The 18822-nt window shown below is 69.9% G+C and carries 13 protein-coding genes; 6 read left to right on the top strand and 7 right to left on the bottom strand.

Features of this window, described 5'->3' with window-relative positions; all coding sequences use genetic code 11:
* Positions 1 to 16: 16 nt before the first annotated feature.
* From ACIA03_RS25100 to ACIA03_RS25070, 7 genes are all read right to left on the bottom strand, one after another.
* Complete coding sequence (locus ACIA03_RS25100) at positions 17 to 1735, bottom strand: amylo-alpha-1,6-glucosidase (RefSeq protein ID WP_396987629.1); 1719 nt, start codon at positions 1733 to 1735, stop codon at positions 17 to 19.
* Positions 1736 to 1749: 14 nt separating this feature from the next.
* A complete protein-coding gene (locus ACIA03_RS25095) occupies positions 1750 to 2577 on the bottom strand; it encodes a carbohydrate ABC transporter permease (protein WP_396987627.1) in 828 nt (275 codons plus the stop codon).
* 1 nt (position 2578) lies between these two features.
* Positions 2579 to 3547, bottom strand: coding sequence for a carbohydrate ABC transporter permease (locus ACIA03_RS25090; RefSeq protein WP_396987625.1), 969 nt, complete (start codon positions 3545 to 3547; stop codon positions 2579 to 2581).
* Between the two features lie 28 nt (positions 3548 to 3575).
* A complete protein-coding gene (locus ACIA03_RS25085) occupies positions 3576 to 4832 on the bottom strand; it encodes an ABC transporter substrate-binding protein (RefSeq protein ID WP_396987623.1) in 1257 nt (418 codons plus the stop codon).
* An 88-nt stretch (positions 4833 to 4920) separates the two neighbouring features.
* The gene (locus ACIA03_RS25080) at positions 4921 to 5925 is read right to left on the bottom strand and encodes a LacI family DNA-binding transcriptional regulator (RefSeq protein ID WP_396987621.1); all 1005 of its coding nucleotides are present in this window, start codon (positions 5923 to 5925) and stop codon (positions 4921 to 4923) included.
* A gap of 112 nt (positions 5926 to 6037) precedes the next feature.
* Positions 6038 to 7231, bottom strand: a complete 1194-nt coding sequence (locus ACIA03_RS25075; RefSeq protein ID WP_396987619.1) for a glycosyl hydrolase — start codon at positions 7229 to 7231, stop codon at positions 6038 to 6040.
* 36 nt (positions 7232 to 7267) lie between these two features.
* The gene (locus ACIA03_RS25070; RefSeq protein WP_396987617.1) at positions 7268 to 8290 is read right to left on the bottom strand and encodes a LacI family DNA-binding transcriptional regulator; all 1023 of its coding nucleotides are present in this window, start codon (positions 8288 to 8290) and stop codon (positions 7268 to 7270) included.
* A 153-nt stretch (positions 8291 to 8443) separates the two neighbouring features.
* On the opposite strand from ACIA03_RS25070, the gene ACIA03_RS25065 reads away from it, so the two are divergent.
* Genes ACIA03_RS25065 through ACIA03_RS25040 form a run of 6 tightly spaced genes read left to right on the top strand, consistent with a single transcriptional unit; the run spans position 8444 to position 18809 of the window.
* Positions 8444 to 9715 (top strand): ABC transporter substrate-binding protein, encoded by a 1272-nt coding sequence (locus ACIA03_RS25065; protein ID WP_396987615.1) that lies wholly within the window; start codon positions 8444 to 8446, stop codon positions 9713 to 9715.
* Positions 9712 to 10629 carry a carbohydrate ABC transporter permease gene (locus ACIA03_RS25060; protein WP_396987613.1) on the top strand — a complete coding sequence of 306 codons (918 nt, stop codon included), beginning with the start codon at positions 9712 to 9714 and terminating at the stop codon, positions 10627 to 10629. Before ACIA03_RS25065 ends, ACIA03_RS25060 begins: the two co-directional genes overlap by 4 nt.
* On the top strand, positions 10629 to 11486 hold the full coding sequence (locus ACIA03_RS25055; protein ID WP_396987611.1) for a carbohydrate ABC transporter permease: 858 nt from the start codon (positions 10629 to 10631) through the stop codon (positions 11484 to 11486). Before ACIA03_RS25060 ends, ACIA03_RS25055 begins: the two co-directional genes overlap by 1 nt.
* Positions 11483 to 12724 carry an AGE family epimerase/isomerase gene (locus ACIA03_RS25050; protein ID WP_396987609.1) on the top strand — a complete coding sequence of 414 codons (1242 nt, stop codon included), beginning with the start codon at positions 11483 to 11485 and terminating at the stop codon, positions 12722 to 12724. Before ACIA03_RS25055 ends, ACIA03_RS25050 begins: the two co-directional genes overlap by 4 nt.
* Complete coding sequence (locus ACIA03_RS25045; RefSeq protein ID WP_396987607.1) at positions 12721 to 15849, top strand: GH92 family glycosyl hydrolase; 3129 nt, start codon at positions 12721 to 12723, stop codon at positions 15847 to 15849. The genes ACIA03_RS25050 and ACIA03_RS25045 overlap by 4 nt, the downstream gene beginning before the upstream one ends.
* Entirely contained in the window at positions 15849 to 18809 is a 2961-nt protein-coding gene (locus ACIA03_RS25040) for an alpha-mannosidase (protein WP_396987605.1), read from the top strand. The genes ACIA03_RS25045 and ACIA03_RS25040 overlap by 1 nt, the downstream gene beginning before the upstream one ends.
* The last annotated feature ends 13 nt before the right edge of the window (positions 18810 to 18822 follow it).

Below are 18822 nucleotides of genomic sequence, written 5' to 3'. Positions count from 1 at the left end.
TCCTTCGGTGTGGGGGTCATGACCGCCGAACGTGATCGGCGGCGAAGAGGAGGTAGACCGCGGCGGTCCAGGTGTAGGCGCGGTCGCGCAGCCCGGCGCCGGTGCGGGCGTCGAAGTTCTCGGCGAAGCCGGACCTCTCGCACAGCGCCCTGAACCGCTCGCTGACGACGTCGGCGACGGCCGTGAACCCGCTTCGGCGCAGGCCGTCCTCGATGAGCGCGGTCGACGGCGCCCAGATCGGGCCACGCCAGTAGCCGTCGTCCTCGTAGTGGGGCGAGGAGACCGGCTCGGTGGCAGGTCCGTAGTCGGTCAGATGGTCGCCGAGCCGGTCCGCCATCGTCGTACGGATGTCGGACGGGAGCCGGTCGCCGAGCACCAGCGGCAGCAGGTTGAGCAGGCTGGTGCCGGTGCTCCGGCGACCTGAGATCGCACCGACGGCGACGAACTCGGTGCCCGTCCAGAGCCGGTCGACCAGCGTACGGGCGAGCTCGTCGCCGACCTTGCGCCAGCCGGCCGAAGGGTGGCCGAGCTCGTCGGCGAGGTCGGCGAGGACCTCGAGCTGGACCGCGAGGAACGCGGCGAGGTCGGGTGACTCGACGACCCGGTCGAGGTCGAACGTGGTGGAGTTGTCCCAGCCGCTGTCGTTGCCGTGCTGGTAGTAGGGCAGTTCGTGGCCCGGCCGTCGCCTGGAGTCGAGCCAGAACCGGCTCCACCGGACCAGGCCGTCATGGATGCGCTCGAGCTCGTCGGTGTCGAGGGCCCGGGCCGAGGTCGCGCGCAGCCGGCTCAGCGCCCAGCCGTGGATCGGCGGCTTCACGTAGTTGTAGAGGACCTCGGTGTGCGTCACCGAGTCGGGCAGCGCGCCGCGGTCGTCCTGGTGATCGAACGGGGCGAGGAACTGGTCGAGCGCAGCGTCCGGCCGGCCGGGCGCGAGCGCCATCGCGTTGAAGCAGTGGTCCCAGCTCCACAGCTTGTCCATCCAGTGCTTCGACATCAGCACCGACTCCCGCCCGAGCAGACCGCTCGGCGCGACCGTCGCCGACCACAGGACGTACGCCGCCAGTGCGGCCGCCGGGGTGCGTCCGTCACGCCACGGGGCGAGGTCGTCGAGGTAGCTGCCGAAGTCATCTGCCGACTCCGCGACGACGTCCTCGAAGGTGGCTGGCTCCGCCGGTACCGTCTGCTGCGAGGTCGTCTCGCGTACCTCCGCCTCCCAGCCACCACCGTCGCTGCCGAGCAGAACCGACCTCGTCGCCTCGCCCAGTGCCTCGGAGCCCTCGACCGAGTGCGCCCCGCGGAGCATGGTGACGCGGTAGCGGTGGCCGGTCTCGTAGCTGGTGAAGACGACGGCGCCGTCGCTCGGGTCGGTGAACAGGTAGGTCCCGCTGAACGGGGTGAGCCCGGCAGCGGCATCGCCGACCCGCAGCGCGAGGCCGGAGCCGCGGAGGCGTACGGCGTCCGGGCCGGCGAAGGCCGCCTCGACTCTGCCGTCCTCGCGCCCCCAGGTCAGGACCGCGGGGTCCGCGGACCAGGTCGTCTCGACCGGCCGACCGTCGCGCTCCGGCCGCAGCGTGAGCACGCCGTGGAACCCGTTGCGGTGGGAGACGAGGTGGATCGTGTCGCTGCGGGTGTGCAGGGCGACCACGGGGGAGAGGTCGAGCCAGGAGCCGCGCCGGGAGAACGGGATCTCCCGGACGTCGAAGGCGGCCTCGGTCGAGGTGTCGTGCAGCGGCATGCGTGGGGTGTCCTTCAGTCCTTGACGGCACCCGCCGTCACACCGGCGGCGACGTACCGCTGGGCGACGACGAGCAGGATGGCGGTGGGGATCGAGGCGACGACGGCGGTCGCCATCAGCGGGCCCCACTCCTGGTTCTGGGAGCCGATGTAGTCGTAGAGACCCATCGTGATCGGGCGCAACGAGCCGCCCTCGCGGTTGAGCGTGGAGGCGAAGATGAAGTCCGACCACGCCCACAGGAAGGCGAACAGCGAGACGGTCACCGCCGAGTTGCGCGAGATCGGCAGGACGACCTGGGTGAAGGTCTTCCAGTGGCTTGCGCCGTCGATGGCAGCGGCGTGGAGGAGGTCCCGCGGGATGCCCGCCATGAACGCGGAGAACAGCATGACGCCGAACGGGATCGCGATCGTGGAGTCGGCGACGATCAGGCCGGGGACGGTGTCGAGGATCCCGAGGTCGGTGTAGACGGTGTAGAAGCCCAGAGCCATCACGACACCAGGGACCATCTGCGCCACGATGAGGCAGAAGTTGAGCACCCGCCGGCCCGGGACGAACAGCGACGACATAGCGTAGCCGGCCGGGGCCGAGACGAGCAGCGTGAGCGCGACCGTCCCGATGCCGATGATCAGGCTCGTCCCGAGATAGGGCACCTGGTCCTGCAGCACCACCTGGTAGTGGTCGAGGGTGAACGCCTTCGGGAACAGGCCGCCGCTGCGGATGGCGTCGCGCCGGGTCAGCGAGACGTTGATCATCCAGTAGAGCGGGAACAGCATGATCGCGGTGAGGACGAGGCCGAGACCGGTCTTCCACCATCGGGTCGGCGTGCGTGTCGAGGTGTGCATGTCAGGCCTCCTGTTCCTTGCGCTGGACGGCGAGGTAGACCAGACCCATGAGCAGGGCGACGAGCAGCAGGATCGTGCCGACGACGGAGGCCTGGGAGTACTCGATGACTGCCGAGGTGCCCTTCCCGAAGGCCATCCCGTAGGCCCAGGTCGCCAGCGTCTGGGACGACCCGGCGCCGGCGGTCATGATCCAGATGATGTCGACGACCTTGAGGGTGTAGACGAAGCCGAGCAGCAACGTGATCGCGCTGACGGGCCGCAGCAGCGGGAACGTGATCGACCAGAACCGGCGCCACGGGCCGGCGCCGTCGAGGGCGGCCGCCTCGTAGAGCTCGGCCGAGATGTTCTGCAGCCCGGAGTAGAGGATGACCAGGTTGAACGGGATCCCGAGCCAGATGTTCGCGATCATCACGGCCCACAGCGAGTTGTCGGCGCTCAGCCACCACACGGGGTCGATACCGAAGGCACCGAGGAACCGGTTGACGATGCCCGAGTCTGCGTCCATCATCCACTGCCACGTCGTCGCCGAGACGATGATCGGGAGCAGCCACGGGACCAGGAAGAGCCCACGCAGGAGCACCGACAGCGGGAAGTGGCGGTGGAAGTACGTCGCGAGCGCCAGCCCGATGACGTACTGGAAGACCAGCGAGCCGACCACGAAGACCGCCGTCTGCTGCACGATCGGCCAGAACTGCGGCGCGGTGAGCACCTCGCGGTAGATGTCGGTCCCGGCGAAGGGCGCCTCGCCGGTGACGTACGTCGCCCGGGTGAAGCGGTGCAGGCTCATCGACACGTTCTCGACCAGCGGGTAGGCGTAGAAGACCACGAGGTACGTCACCAGCGGCGCGATGAACGCCACGCCGGCCCAGCGGCGGTGACGTCGGCGCCCGGGCGGAGGTGCCGCCGAGACCGGCACCGGCTCCGGTGCCGTCCGGCGCTCCAACGTCGAGACTGCGGGAATCCTGGTCACTGTTTCCCTCCGTTCCGGGGGTCGGACGTCAGTTGCCCTTGGCTTCCTGTGCCGCGGTCTCGAACGCGTCCTCGACCTGGCCGGCGTCACCGGCGGCGTTGAGAGCGGCCTGCTCGGCCTTCGACAGCGCGGCCGAGGTCGCCAGGTAGCCGGTGCCGAGGTCGGTCGTCCGGCCCTGGGCGCCGGCGATGGCGTCCGCCCACGGCTTGTAGGTCTCGGTCGAGGCGATCTGCTGCTGGCGGGTGGACTCGGCGGCGGTGAAGTAGCCGAGCATGTCGTCGGTCTCGACCTGCGTCTTCGAGCCGAGCAGGCAGTCGAGCACCTCCTTGGCGGCGGCGTAGTGGGCGTCGCTGTTCTCCTTGTGCAGCGGCACCACGCCGAACTCGCCGCCGGTCGGCACCGGGGCCGCGCCGCCGTCCTGGCTCGGGATGGGCATCATCTTGATCGGGAACTTCTGCTCGGTCGCCGCGTTGGCGAACCAGGAGCCGTTCTCGGCGAACCCGTAGTCGCCGGTGAGGAACAGGTCCCAGGACGCCGACTGGTTGTCGGTGACGGCCGACTTGGGTGCGTACCCCTTGCCGATCCAGTCCGAGACGAGCTGCCCGGCCTCGACCGCATCGGCCGAACCGACGTCCGACAGGTCGGCGCCGGAGCCCCAGAACCAGGGCAGGAACTGGAAGGTGCCCTCTTCGCCGGGGACGCCCGCGAACGTGATGCCCTGGTGGCCGGCTCCGGTCACCTTCGCCAGCGCGGCGTTCAGGCTCGCCCAGTCGGTGATGCTCGCCGGGTCGACCCCGGCGTCCGTGAGCACCTTCTCGTTGTAGTAGAGGCCGAGCGTGTTGGCGCCGACCGGGATCCCGTACGTCTCGCCGTCGACGGTGCCCGGGCCGGCAAGGTTCTTGTCGGCGTCGGACTCCTCGAGGCCGACCTCGTCGAGGGTGGCCAGCAGGCCGGAGGCCGAGGCCTCGGGAACCGCAGGGTTGTCGAGGAAGACCACGTCGGGCGCGTTGTCCTCGCGGACGGCGGTGGTGAGGTTGTTGATCAGGTCGGTGTTCGGGGCCGCGGTGCGCTTGATGGTGGTGCCCTCCGGCGCGCAGGCCTGCACGTACTTGGCCCAGTCCGAGCTGTCGTCGTACTGCGGGTAGGGGTCCCAGAAGCCGACCTCGGTGAGCTTGCCGGACTCTTCCGAGGAGCCGCACGCCGCCAGAGACATGGTCAGTGCGGCCGCGGTGAGAAGGGCGGCCGTACGACCGTGGGGGCGGCCTGGGGTGGGGGTGCTGTTCATCTCGTGTCCTTTCGCATCATTGCGTGGGGTTGTTGAACCGGTTCGACAGTGGGAGTGAGGAGGTGCTCCGTACGATCCCGGCGGTTGGTCAGCTGGTGCTGCCGCGGTCGCGGAGCACCGGGGTGACGAACCGGACGATCGGCGGTCCGGCCGTGACCGGGTCGGTGACCCGGCCGATCAGCCGGGAGACCGCCTGGCGCCCGAGCTCGTCCGCGGCCGAGTCCACGGCTGTATAGGGGAGCGAGAACTCCTCGCCGAAGTCACGCGAGTAGAGGCTCACCACACTGAGGTCCTCAGGGACCCGCACGCCGCGATCGCTCAGGATCGAGGGCAGCGCGGCGACCGTCGCGTCGTTGTGGACGATCAGGCCGGTCGCGGTCGGGTGCGCGTCGAGGAAGCGGTTGACGGACTCGCCGATCGCGGGCTGGCGCGACTCGCCGTGGTAGCAGTGGATCTGGATGCCGTGTCGCGCCGCGCGCTCGACGGCCGCGTCGCGGAACCGCCAGGCGTACGTCCCACCGCGCTCGACCACGTGGTGCGGCGGTGCGATCAGGATCAGCTCGCGGTGACCCCGTTCGTGCAGGTGGTCGACGAGCATCCTGGCCGCCTCGCCGAAGTCGAGGTCGACGAAGTCCAGGCCGGCGGTGTCGCGGGCAAGGCCGAGCAGCACGCCGGGCTTCCCCACTGCTCTCAGGGCCTCGAGGCGAGGATCCTCGGCGGTGACGTCGAGGAGGACGATGCCGTCGACCATGCGGGAGTCCGCGATCCGGTGGATGGCGGAGGGGCCGTCGGGGTCGGTCACCATCAGGATGTCGTAGCCGAGCTCGCGGGCCCGCATGGAGATCGGCAGGACGTACTGCAGCATGGCCGGCGCGAACTCGTCCTCGTGGAACTGCAGGAGCAACCCGAGCACCATCGTCTGCGAGGTGGCGAGTGCGCGTGCGCCGGCGTTCGGCGTGAAGCCGAGCTCGCGGATCGCCTGCTCGATCCGCTCGCGCGTCTCGGTCGAGATCGTGCGCTTGCCGGAGAGGGCATAGGAGACGGTGCTCCGCGAGACGCCCGCGTGCCGCGCTACGTCCTGGATGGTGGCCAACTCGCTACCTGACTTTCGAACCGGTTCGACACTGGAGTGACTAGAGTGTGATGACGATCACGCGTCGTGTCAAGGGGTTCGCGAAAGGGCTCGAGCGCAGAGGTGGCTGAGGTCAGCGGGAGGGGGTGGGCGGGACGATCTCGACCGGGCCGGCGACACGGGCGGTGACCCAGGCACGGTGGAAGTCGCTGCCCGGCGCGACCTCGGCACGGCGCTCGGGCTCACGGAGCAGGTCGACGGGGCACTCGATCCGCTGACGCGGCGCGGGTGAGGGGCGAGGGCCGCTGTGCGCCGCGATCGCCTCGGCCAGCGCCTCGGCGACGGGCTTGCGCCGGTGGTCGACGGTGAAGAGACCGAGGTCGTACTCGCGCTCGGGGAAGTCGACCAGCGACCGGTCGAGATCGTGGGAGCACCACCAGGTGATGCCGAACAGCGCCGGGTTCTGGACGACGTGGTCGACCGTTCCCCTGACGAACTCGCGCACGCTCTCCGGGGTGATCTCCGGCAGGGGAGCGCCGATCTCCTGGAGCCAGGCCGGGCGCCCCGGCTCGGTGGCGTACGCAGCAGCGAGCTCGACCAGGTAGTCGGCGTGCGTGAGCGTGGCCGGGCCCAGGGGCGCGTCGATCGCGCCGACGCCGTTGAAGACCCAGGAGTGCACGGTGCTCAGGTCGCCGAGCGTGGTGACGTCGGCGGGGGCGAAGGGGTGGTCGGGCGCGTAGAACGCGTCGTCGAAGAGCGAATGGAGGCAGAGCAGGCCGGGAGCCGCCTGGCGCGCGGTCTCGAGGAGCTCCTGGGCCCAGGAACGCGAGTCGGCGATGGTGGTCGGGTTGGAGGGCCACAGGTTGTTGACCTCGTTGCCCAGGGTGAGTGCGAAGACGTTGTCCCGGGTGGCGACGGCGCCGGCGAGGGTGTCGACATAGGTGCGCAGGCCCGCGCGCACCTCCGGGTGGCTGAAGACCGATCGCTGGTGGTGGGTGAGGACCCATGAGGGCAGGAAGTCGAAGCTCGACAGGTGGCCCTGGACGAGGTCGACGCAGACGTCGAGACCGCGGGCGGCGGCCAGGTCGATGGTGGTGAGCACGTCCTCGACCGCCGAGGAGCGGATCAGCGAGCGGTTGGGCTGGATCCACGGCCAGACCGGGAAGATGCGTACGTGGTCGAGACCGAGGCCGGCGAGGTCGTCGAAGTCGCGGGCGATCTGGTCGGCGTCGAAGTCGAGCCAGGAGTAGAACCAGCCGGACGAGGGCACGTGGTTGGCGCCGAAGCGCAACGGGACGGTGGCTGAGGGCGTCGGGTGAGCTGGCACCCGCGCAATATAAACCGTTTAAGTAAACCGGGGCAATCAGTGTCCGGCAGGCGGAGCCGTGCTCTCTCTCGGCACGAGCACCGGCGTGCTCGACTGGTGGCGCACGGTGAGGGTCGGATCGGCGATCAGCCGGAGCAGCTCCCGCGCGGCCTCGGTCGCCCAGCCCTGGGTGTCGCGAGTCAGTGCGGTCAGCGCCGGGTGGGTGAGCCGGGCGAGCAGGGAGTCGTCGAAGGAGAGGATCGAGAGATCCTGCGGCACCCGCACACCCATCTCCAGGGCGACACCCAGACCGGCCACGGCCATCACGTCGCTGTCGTAGACGATCGCGGTCGGCCGCTCCCGCCGGGACAGGACCCGGCGGGTGATGACCGCTCCCTCGGAGTCGCTGTAGTCGGTCGGGATCGAGACGACCTCGGCGAGCTCGTGACGCGCCTTGGCCTCGGTGAGCACGTCCATCCGGCGCTTGGTGTGCAGGAACTGCGGCATGCCGGCGACGTGGACGACATGGCGATGGCCGAGAGCCGCGAGGTAGTCGACCGCCTCGTGCATCGCTTCGCTGTCGTCGGCCCAGCTGTAGCTCAGCGACGTGTCGGGAAGCGGCCCGCCGAGCACCATGACCGGCACTTCGAGCGCCTCGAGGGCCGGGAACCTGGGGTCGTCGATGAGCGGGTCGAGGAGCACGAAACCGTCGACGCGCTTCTCGGCGGTCCAGTTGCGGTAGGCGGCCATCTCCGCCTCGGGGTCCTCGACCACGAGCAGCTGCAACGCGGTGCCGTCCTCGGCCAGGCCGGCCTGCAGGCCGGAGACGACCTGGCCGAAGAAGGGCTCGAGCCCGAGCGTACGAGCCGGGCGGGACAGGATCAGCCCGACGGCGCCGGCGCGGGAGTTGCCGAGGGACCTGGCGGCACGGTGGGGGCGCCAGTTCATCTCGTCGGCGACGGCGAGGATGCGCCGCCGGGTCTCTTCGCTGACGCCCGGTCGTCCGTTGAGCGCGAACGAGACCGCGCCCTTGGAGACGCCGGCGCGCTCGGCGATGTCCGCGATCGTGGGTCGTGCCATCGGGCAAGTCCTTTCTGGGGCGAGGCAGGAGGCCGACTGTGGCGCCCCTCACACGGATGCCTTGACGGCACACCTCGTTCGGTGAATAGTACGGCCCGAACTTAACCGCTTTATCAAATCCAATCTATCAAGCGTTTCAGCAAGGAGCCGAAGATGAGCGCACGCCGGTTGGTGGGGGTCGCCGCTGGATTGGCCATGGGCCTTACTGCGATGACGGGTTGCGGGGCCGGTGACGAGCCGTCCGCCGGTGACCTCGGGGGCAAGATCGAGGGCAAGGTCTCGACCCAGACCTGGGCACTGAAGCCCAAGTTCACCGACTACGTCGAAGGGGTGATCGCCGACTTCGAGAAGGAGAACCCGGGCGTCGAGGTCACCTGGCTCGACCAGCCCGGCGACGGCTACGACCAGAAGGTGCTCACCCAGGCGTCCTCCGGTGACCTCCCCGACGTCACCAACCTGCCGCCCGACTTCGCGCTTCCGCTCGCCCAGCAGGACCAGCTCCTCGACCTGGAGGAGGCCGACGTCGACCTGGAGAAGACGTTCGTCGAAGGCGGCCTGCAGGGCTACCAGTACGACGGGCTCGACGGCACCTACGGCTACCCGTGGTATCTCGGCACCGACGTGAACTACTGGAACAAGAAGATGCTCAGCGACAACGGGCTCGACCCGGCTGACCTCCCGACCGACCTCGACTCGCTGATCGAACAGGCCAGGACCCTGAAGGAGAAGTCCGGCGGCAAGGTCTACCTGATGACCCGCAAGCCCGGCCTCAACGACCTGCAGCAGGCCGACGTCCCGATCTTCAACGAGGACGGCACCGAGCTGACCTTCAACACCCCCGAGGCCGTCGAGCTCGTGCAGAAGTACGCCGACGCGTACGCCGAAGGGCTGCTGCCCAAGGACATCCTCACCGACACCTTCCAGGGCAACGCGGAGCTCTACAACCAGGAGAAGGCCGCCTGGACGACCGGCAGCGCCAACATCTCCGGCCTCGAGGAGGCCAACCCGGCGCTCGCCAAGGGCACCGAGATCTCCGCGGCCTTCGGCGACGGCCCGCTGTACGTCCAGGGCCTCGCGGTCAACGCCCACAGCAAGAACCTCGCCGCCGCGAACGCGCTGGCCCAGTTCGTGACCAACCCCGAGAACCAGCGTGAGTTCGCCAAGCTGGCCCCGGGTGTCTACCCGAGCACCATCGCCTCGCAGGAGGACCCCTACTTCACCGAGGACGACGGCTCGGTCGCCGCGAAGGCGAAGGTCACCGGCCTGAAGACCCTGACCACCGCCATCCCGAACAACCCGAAGGTCTCGCCGGCGATGTCGACCATCATCGACCAGCAGATCGGCCTCGCGATCAGCGGAGATGCCACCCCGCAGGAAGCTCTCGACAAGGCCGTCGAGGAGTGCAACAAGCTCCTGGCGCAGTGACCGACTCCACAGTGCCCGACTCCACCGGGATGACCAGCCGGGTGCGTGAGCACAAGTGGTTCACGCCCTGGTTGCTCGTCGCGCCCGCGACCCTGTGGCTGTGCGTGTTCAACCTCTACCCGGCGTTGAACACGGTCTACATGGCCTTCACGAACAAGAAGCCGCTCGGCGGAGGAGAGTTCGTCGGGCTGGCCAACTTCGAGCGCATGCTCGACGACGACCAGCTGCTCTACGCGCTGACCAACTCGGTGCTCTACATGCTGGTCTGCGTACCTCTCCTCACCATGCTGCCGCTGCTGCTGGCGGTGCTGGTGGAGAAGAAGCTGCCCGGCCTGACCTTCTTCCGGGTGGCGTTCTACACCCCGGTGGTCGCCTCGGCGGTGGTCGTGGCGCTGATCTGGAACTGGATGCTCGACGACCGCGGCGCGATCAACGCGATCCTGCAGGCGCTCAAGGTGGTCCAGGAGCCGCTGCCGTTCCTGACCGACCGCTGGCTGCTGCTGTTCAGCGCGATCAGCCTGACGGTCTGGAAGGGCCTGGGTTACTACATGATCATCTACCTCTCGGCGCTCGGGAACGTGGGCCGCGAGCTGCACGAGGCGGCCGCCGTGGACGGGGCCGGACCGGTGCGCCGGTTCTGGAGCATCACGGTCCCCGGCGTACGCGGCACGATGCTGCTGATCACCATCCTGATCACCGTCTCCTCGCTGCGGGTCTTCTCCGAGCTGTACGTGATGACTGGCGGCACCGGCGGGCCCGGAGGCCGGGTCAGCTCGGTGGTGATGCTGATCCAGATGTACTCCACCGGCTTCACCGGCCACCTCGGCTACGCCTCCGCGCTGAGCCTGCTGCTCTTCGTGCTCACGCTGGTGCCGATGGTGCTCCTCGCCCGCCTGAACCGGAAGGACGGCTGATGGCCAGGAAGCAGAAGTCGTACGCCTTCCACCGGATGTCCGCGGGCGAGGTCGTGGTCCGCTACGTGCTGCTGGCGGTCGTGCTCGTCATCACGATCCTGCCGTTCCTCTGGCAGCTGTCGACCTCGCTGAAGGGGATCGACGAGAACATCTACACCGCGACCCCGCGGTTCATCCCGGAGCACCCGACGTTCGCCAACTACACCAAGGTCGCCGAGGTCGTGCCGGTGGTCGACTACGCGATGAACTCGATCATCGTCGCGATCCTGGTGGTGGGCGGCAACATCATCGGGGCCACGATGGCGGGCTATGCGCTGGCGAAGCTGCGCTTCCGGGGGAGCCGGCTGGTGATGGGGGCGCTGCTGGCCACCCTGATCCTGCCGGGGGAGGCAACGATCATCGCCCAGTACGTCACGGTCCGCTCGCTCGGGCTCACCGACACCCTGCTGGGGGTCGCGCTGCCGGGCATGATCGGGATGATCAACGTCCTGCTGATGCGGGCGGCGTTCACCGCCATCCCCGACGAGCTCGAGATGGCGGCCAAGGTCGACGGCGCCAACGCCTGGCAGCGGCTGATCCACGTCAACCTCCCCGGCGTACGCGGCATGCTCAGCGTCATCTCGATCTTCGCGTTCATCGGAGCCTGGGACGACTTCCTGTGGCCGCTGATCGTGCTGACCGACCCGGAGAACCTGACGCTGACCGTCGGCCTGCAGTATCTGTCCGGCACGTTCACCAACAACCCCCGCCTGATCGCGGCAGGCACGATGATCTCGTTCGTCCCGATCGTGATCGTCTTCGCGGTGCTGCAGCGCTACTTCTTCCGCGGGGTCGAGGAAGGGGCCATCAAGGGATGACCGACCAGCAACTGGGCCAGCAACTGACCGCCGCCGAGACCGCCCGCTTCGAGGAGGAGGCCTCGCGCCTGCCGGCCTTCGCGCGCGGCTCCCGTCACGAGGGCGGCGGCTTCGGGTGGCTCGACGAGCACGGCCGGCTCTCGCCCGATCGGCCCGTCGAGACCTGGATCACCTGCCGGATGACCCACGTCTTCGGGCTCGCGCAGCTGCGGGGCGAGGGGTGGGCCGCGGCGTACGTCGACCACGGGGTCACCGCCCTGACCGGACTGCTCCACGATGATGACAACGGCGGCTGGCACTCCGCGGTCTCCCCGGAGACCGGCGAGGTGGTGAGCACCGTGAAGGAGGGGTACGCCCATGCCTTCGTCGTCCTCGCCGCCACCACCGCGTACGCCGCCGGCCACCCGGGCGCCTCGGCGCTGCTCGATGATGCGCTGAGCGTGATGGAGGAGCGGTTCTGGCGCGAGGACGACGGGCTGATCCTCGACGTGTGGAGCGCCGACTGGAGCTCCCTGGACGGCTATCGCGGCGTCAACGCCAACATGCACACCGTCGAGGCGTCCCTCGCGGTCGCCGAGGTGACCGGGCGCCGGGTCTGGCTCGACCGCGCGCTGCGGATCCTGGAGCGGGTCGTGCACGGCTTCGCCCGCGAGCACGACTGGCGGCTCCCGGAGCACTTCTCCTCGGCATGGGCCGTGGAGCTGGACTACAACATCGACGAGCCGGGGCACCCGTTCCGGCCGTACGGGGTCACCATCGGGCACCTCTTCGAGTGGGCGCGGCTGGCGCTGCACGCGCGGACGCTCCTCGGGTCGGCGGCGCCTTCGTGGCTGCTCGAGGACGCGCGGTCGCTGCTGGCCGCCGCGGCCTCGCGCGGCTGGGCGGCAGACGGTGCTCCAGGGTTCGTCTACACGACCGACCTCGCCGACCGCCCGGTGGTGCGGGAGCGGATGCACTGGGTCGCCGCCGAGGCGGTCGCCGCTGCCTGGACGCTCTTCCGCGACACCGGATCGGCCGATGCGCTGGCGGACGTACGCCGCTGGTGGGCCTACTGCGAGGAGCATCTGGTCGACCGTGAGGGTGGTTCGTGGCACCACGAGCTGGACCCGGCCAACCAGCCCTCGGCGACGGTCTGGCCGGGCAAGCCGGACGTCTACCACGCCTACCAGATGGCGATCCTGCCGTTGCTCCCCGCGGGCGCCAGCTTCGCCGGCGCCGCAGCGAAGGGGTGCGCGTGAACCTGTCTCTCGGGAACGGGCCGGCGGACCCGGTCAACGCGCGTGCGGGCGTGGGGTACTCCTCGCTCCGGGCGTGGTGCTTCGAGGTCGCGCCGGGGCTCGGCGATGTCGAGGCTGAGCTGCCGCTGGAGGTGCCGATCGAGGTGGCCGCCGGTGACGAGCTGAGGTTCGTCGTCTTCCCCGAGTCGGCCTCGAGCGACGAGCGGCGGTGGGACTCGACGTACGTCTGTCTCGACGGGCTGCTCGACGACGGTCGGCGCCTCAGCGAGATCGGGTTGGTCGACCAGTACGGGCAGGCGCTGAGCCCGGCCGCGCAGGGGGACGGGAAGCGGGCCTGGGTCGATCAGTGGAACCTGCGCCGGGTGGCGCTGACCGGGCTGGCCGGGCGCCGGATCGAGCGGCTCCTCGTCGTGGCCCGGGGCGCCGAGGTGCCGCCGCGGGTGTGGGTCGACGACGTCGGGGTCCGCCCGGCCCGGGTGCTCCCGGCCGAGCCGATCGACCAGGTCGACACTCGGCGCGGGACCCACTCCAGCGACCGGTTCTCGCGCGGCAACAACGCGCCGCTGGTCGGACTGCCGCACGGCGGCGTCTTCGGGCTGCCGATGACCGATGCCGCGGCGGGCAACTGGCCCTATGCCTGGCACGCGCACCACCGCGACACTGCGAGGGGACCGAACCGGCCGGCGATCGAGGCGTTCGCGACCTCGCACATCCCGAGCCCGTGGATGGGTGATCACGGGGTCTTCCAGGTGATGCCGAGCCCGCTCATCGAGCCCGACGACGACCGGCGTGCGCGAGCGCTGGGGTTCGATCATGCCGACGAGGAGGCCGGCCCGCACCGCTACGCGGTGGTCCTCGACGGCGGCGTCACCGCCGAGCTCGTCCCCGGCGACTTCGCGCTCGGGATGCGGTTCACCGGGGCGCGCTCGCTGGTGCTCGACCATCACGGCAAGATCCGGTCGCTGACCTGCGAGAACGGTAGAGACGGCCTGATCGTCCGGGCCCTCCTCGACGACCGCGAGGGCAAGCCCGCCCAGCACATCCACCTCCGCGTCGAGGGAACCTCCCAGCTGCGCCTGGGCGGGGGCCGGCTCCGCGGCCACATCGCGCTGAGCGGGGCCGGGCCCGTCGACGTACGCCTGGGCATCTCGACCGTCAGCGACGAGCAGGCGGCAGCCAACCTCGCGACCGCCGGGTCGTTCGACGAGATGGCCGCACGGGCTCGCAGTGCCTGGGAGCGGGCGCTGGCGACCGCCGAGGTCGAGGGGGCGAGCGAGGACCAGCTGGTCTCGATCCGGTCCGGCCTCTACCGGGTCTTCCTCTACCCGAACCGATACGGCGAGGGGCCGTTCCACGCGCACGTCTCGCCCTACGACCTGACAACCGTCCGGCACGCGCCGATGACGGTCACCCACGGCTTCTGGGACACCTACCGCACCGCGTGGCCGCTGCTCGCGCTGCTCGACCCGGCCGGCGCCGGTTCGCTCGCAGAGGGTTTCGTCGAGCACTTCCGCGACCGCGGCTGGACGCCCCGCTGGAGCGCTCCGGCGGCCGAGGACTGCATGACCGGCACCACCTTCGACACGGTCCTGGCCGACCTGGCGCTGCGGGGCGTACCCGGTGTCGACCTGGCGACCGCCTACGCCTCGGCGCTGAAGAACGCGACCGTCCCGCCGGAGGACGTACGTGTGGGCCGCAAGGGCCTGCGAAAGGCGATCTTCCGCGGCCACGTGGACACCAAGACCCACGAAGGCCTGTCCTGGACCCTGGACAACGCCATCAACGACTGGGCCATCTCCCGGTTGGCTCGGATACGACGGGACGTTCTTGTCGGTCTACCGGCTGGTAATGGGCAGGAACGTCCCGTCGTATCCGGCGTTGCGGAGGATCTGGCTGCTGAGGAGGCTTATTTCGCGCGGCGGGCGCTGGGGTATCGGAACGTGTTCGACATCGACCGTGGGTTCTTCATCGGGCGGACTCCATCAGGTGAGTGGCGGGACGCCTGCGACGGGCACTTCGACCCCGACGTGTGGGGTCACGACTACACCGAGACCAACGCCTGGGGGACCGCGTTCACCGCGCCCCACGACGGCGCCGGACTGGCCGAGCTGCACGGCGGCGAGGCGGCTCTCGGTGCGAAGCTGGACGCCTTCTTCGCCCGGCCCGAGACCGGCGCGGCGTCGCTGTCGGGTCACTACGGGTTCGCGATCCATGAGATGACCGAGGCCCGGGACGTACGCATGGGGATGCTCGGCCTCTCCAACCAGCCGGCCCACCACATCCCGTTCATGTACATGTTCGCCGGGCGGCACGACGACGCCCACCGGATCGTCCGGGACTGCCTCGCCCGGCTCTTCGTCGGCTCCGACCTCGGTCAGGGCTATCCCGGTGACGAGGACAACGGCGAGATGTCGGCCTGGTACGTCTTCGCCACGATCGGGCTCTATCCGCTGGTGCCGGGCTCGGCCGCCTACGTGATCGTGCCGCCGTCGGTGCGGCGGACCGTGCTGCGGCCCGTGGCGGGCCGGGAGATCGTCATCGAGGCGGTCGGGACCGGTGCGTACATCCGCGCGGTGACCCTCGACGGCACGCCCTGGGACGAGATCTCGATCCCGCACGCGCGCCTGGCCGGAGGTGCGCACCTGGTCATCGAGCTCTCCGAGACGCCGTGCAGCTGGGCGAAGGACTCCCGGCCACCCTCGGCCTCGTGGATCGCGCCCGGGCTACCGGTGACCGACACGACCGTGGCGGTCCCGGACTCGCTGACCGACGACACCGGCGAGACCGCGATCGCGCTGGGCGCGGGCGAGCAGGTGGAGGTCCCGCTCATCGGCGAGCGGCGGCTCTCCCTCTACACGGTGACCTCCGCCGAGCCGGGCGACCTGGCCTGGGAGCTGGACTATCTCGACCCCACCGGTGCGACGACGGCCCGCGAGGAGCGGGTCGGTGAGACGTACGTCTGGGCTGGTCAGACCCGGGTTTTCCGGGTCCGGTGCGGAGCCCCGGTCGTGGCGAGCGCCGTACGGTTCACCGCGTCGACCGACTGCGTGCTCACGCAGCTGGAGTTCATCGAAGACGACGCCGACAACGCCGACCAGGCAGACAACAGACAGGACGAGCACTGATGCACGACGACGTACACCTCACCGAAGGCCGTGTGAGCCGGGTCCTCAAGGAGCGCCTGTGGCCGGCCGTGCACTCCAGCTCGGCGCCCGTGAGCGTCGAATGGCACGAGCTGCCCGGGGAGCCGATCGCTCCGGCGGAGGGGTTGGAGCTGACGTACGAGCCCTTCGAGGTCGGCAGCGACTGGGGCCCGGCCTGGGGGACCGCATGGTTCAGGATCACCGGGACCGTGCCCGCGGAGTGGGCCGGGAAGCGGGTGGAGCTGGTCTGCGACCTCGGCTTCGACGTGAACATGCCAGGCTTCCAGTGCGAGGGGCTGGTCTACACACCCGACGGCGAGCCCATCAAGAGCCTCAACCCGCGCAACCAGTGGGTGCTGGTGGCGTCCGAGGCGGTCGGTGGTGAGGAGATCGAGCTCTTCCTGGAGGCCGCGGCCAACCCGGTGCTGCTCGACTACCACCCCTTCCTGCCCACCCAGGAAGGGGACATCCAGACGTCCTCGCCCAAGAAGCTCTACACGACCCGGCGGATCGAGCTAGCCGTCTTCGAGCAGGATGTCTTCGAGCTCTGCCTCGACCTGGAGACGCTCCACGAGCTGCAGGTCGAGCTGCCCGAGGGGCCGCGGAAGTTCCGCATCCTGCAGGCCATCGACGACGCCCTCGACCGGGTCGATCTCCAGCGGATCCGGGAGACCGCCGCTTCGGCCCGGGAGTCGCTCGTCGGGGTGCTCGAGGCGACCGCGCACGACTCCGCCCACCAGATCGCCGCGATCGGCCACGCCCACATCGACTCGGCCTGGCTGTGGCCGGTGCGCGAGACGATCCGCAAGGTCGCCCGCACCACCTCCTCGATGACCGAGCTGCTCGGCGAGGACCCCGACTTCCGCTACGGGATGTCGAGCGCCCAGCAGTATGCGTGGCTCAAGGAGCACCGCCCCGAGGTCTACGCGAAGGTCAAGGCCGCGGTCGCCGAGGGCCGCTTCATCCCGCTCGGCGGCATGTGGGTCGAGTCCGACACCACGATGCCGTCGGGGGAGTCGCTGGTGCGACAGTTCCTCTACGGCCAGCGGTTCTTCGAGACCGAGTTCGGGATCCGCTGTCGCGGCGTCTGGCTGCCCGACTCCTTCGGCTATTCGCCGGCCCTGCCGCAGCTCATGAAGCGGGCCGGGTTCGAGTGGTTCTTCACCCAGAAGATCAGCTGGAACCAGGTGAACAAGTTCCCCCACCACACCTTCGAGTGGGAGGGCATCGACGGCTCCCGGATCCTGAGCCACTTCCCGCCGATGGACACCTACAACTCCCGGCTCTCCGGCGCGGAGGTCGCCAAGGCGTCGCGGCAGTTCCGGGAGAACCGGGTCGCCACCGGGTCGATCGCGCCCGTCGGCTGGGGCGACGGCGGTGGCGGCACGACCCGCGAGATGGCCGGAAAGGCGCGTCGTCTCCGTGACCTCGAAGGCTCCGCACAGGTGTCCTGGCGCCACCCCGACGACTTCTTCGCTTCGGCCCGGGAGGAGCTGACGGACGCTCCGGTGTGGGTCGGGGAGCTCTACCTCGAGCTCCACCGCGCCACCCTCACCTCCCAGCACCGCACCAAGCAGGGCAACCGGCGCTGCGAGCACCTGCTCGTCGAGGCCGAGCTGTGGTCGGCCACCGCGGCCGTTCGCGGTCTGCTCGACTACCCCTACGACGAGCTGGACGCGCTGTGGCAGCAGATCCTGCTGCAGCAGTTCCACGACATCCTGCCCGGGACGTCGATCGCGTGGGTGCACCGGGAGGCGGCGGCGCAGTACGCCCGGGTCGCCGCGGCCGCCGAGGCTCTCATCTCCCGGGCGCTGAAGGCGCTCACCGGCGAGGGAACGGTCGCGCTGCGTGCCGAGGGGCGATCGGGTGCGGTGCTGGCGGCCGAGCCCGTGGCAGCCGTCTCCGTGGTCGAGCGGGACGGGACGTACGTCTTGGGGAACGGGGTCGTCGAGGTCACCGTCTCCGCCGAGGGTCTGATCACCTCGGCGGTCGACCTGGCGACCGGGCGCGACGCGATCCCGGCCGGGGCCGAGGCCAACCTGCTCCAGCTCCACCAGGACTTCCCGAACATGTGGGACGCCTGGGACGTGGACCGGTTCTACCGCAACCGGGTCACCGACCTGCGCGAGGTCACCTCGATCCAGATCACCGAGGACGGACTGGTCATCGAGCGGCCCATCTCCGCCGACTCCTCGACCACGCAGACCCTGTCGCTGGCGCCGGGCTCGCGGGTGCTCGACATCGCGCAGAGCACCGAGTGGCACGAGACCGAGAAGTTCCTCAAGGTCGCCTTCCCGCTCGACGTCAAGGCCGAGCAGACGCTCGCCGAGACCCAGTTCGGCTACCACCGCCGCCCGACCCACACCAACACCTCCTGGGAGGCGGCGAAGTTCGAGACCTCGATGCACCGCTGGGTGCTGGCTTCCGAGCCGGGGTTCGGGGTGGCGCTGGTCAACGACTCGACGTACGGCTTCGACGTCACCCGGCCGACGGCTCTGACGACGGAGATGAGGCTCTCGCTGCTGCGGGCGCCGCGCTTCCCCGACCCGGAGACCGATCAGGGTGTGCAGACGCATCGCTACGGGCTGGTCATCGGGGCCACCGTCGAGGTCGCGACGGAGGCGGGGGCCGCGCTCAACACGCCTGCCCGTCCTGTGTCCGGAGCCCATGCGGTCGAGCCGCTGGTGACCGTCTCCGGCGAGGGCCTGGTGGTCTCGAGCGTCAAGCTCGCCGCCGACCGCTCCGGCGACCTGGTCGTGCGTGTCTACGAGTCGACCGGCGCGCGTACGCAGGGGGAGCTGCGCGTCGCCGAGAGCTTCGAGCGGGTCGAGGAGATCTCGCTCGTCGAGGACCCGATCGCCGAGGTGAGCGCCGACGGCGGTGTCGTCGCGCTCAGCCTCGGTGCCTTCGAGGTCCGCACCCTGAGGTTCCACCGCAACTAAAGGAGAGATCGAC

Origin of the sequence: Nocardioides sp. NPDC051685, from assembly GCF_044453405.1 — a bacterium.
Taxonomy (GTDB): domain Bacteria; phylum Actinomycetota; class Actinomycetes; order Propionibacteriales; family Nocardioidaceae; genus Nocardioides.
This window is presented reverse-complemented; position numbering and strand designations above follow the sequence as displayed.

What these genes read in the sequence shown, in the direction of transcription:
- ACIA03_RS25055 (WP_396987611.1), top strand. Translation starts at nt 10,629, where the DNA reads ATGGCCAGGAAGCAGAAGTCGTACGCCTTCCACCGGATGTCCGCGGGC.
- ACIA03_RS25050 (WP_396987609.1), top strand. Translation starts at nt 11,483, where the DNA reads ATGACCGACCAGCAACTGGGCCAGCAACTGACCGCCGCCGAGACCGCC.
- ACIA03_RS25100 (WP_396987629.1), bottom strand. Translation starts at nt 1,735, where the DNA reads ATGCCGCTGCACGACACCTCGACCGAGGCCGCCTTCGACGTCCGGGAG.
- ACIA03_RS25085 (WP_396987623.1), bottom strand. Translation starts at nt 4,832, where the DNA reads ATGAACAGCACCCCCACCCCAGGCCGCCCCCACGGTCGTACGGCCGCC.
- ACIA03_RS25070 (WP_396987617.1), bottom strand. Translation starts at nt 8,290, where the DNA reads ATGGCACGACCCACGATCGCGGACATCGCCGAGCGCGCCGGCGTCTCC.
- ACIA03_RS25040 (WP_396987605.1), top strand. Translation starts at nt 15,849, where the DNA reads ATGCACGACGACGTACACCTCACCGAAGGCCGTGTGAGCCGGGTCCTC.
- ACIA03_RS25095 (WP_396987627.1), bottom strand. Translation starts at nt 2,577, where the DNA reads ATGCACACCTCGACACGCACGCCGACCCGATGGTGGAAGACCGGTCTC.
- ACIA03_RS25065 (WP_396987615.1), top strand. Translation starts at nt 8,444, where the DNA reads ATGAGCGCACGCCGGTTGGTGGGGGTCGCCGCTGGATTGGCCATGGGC.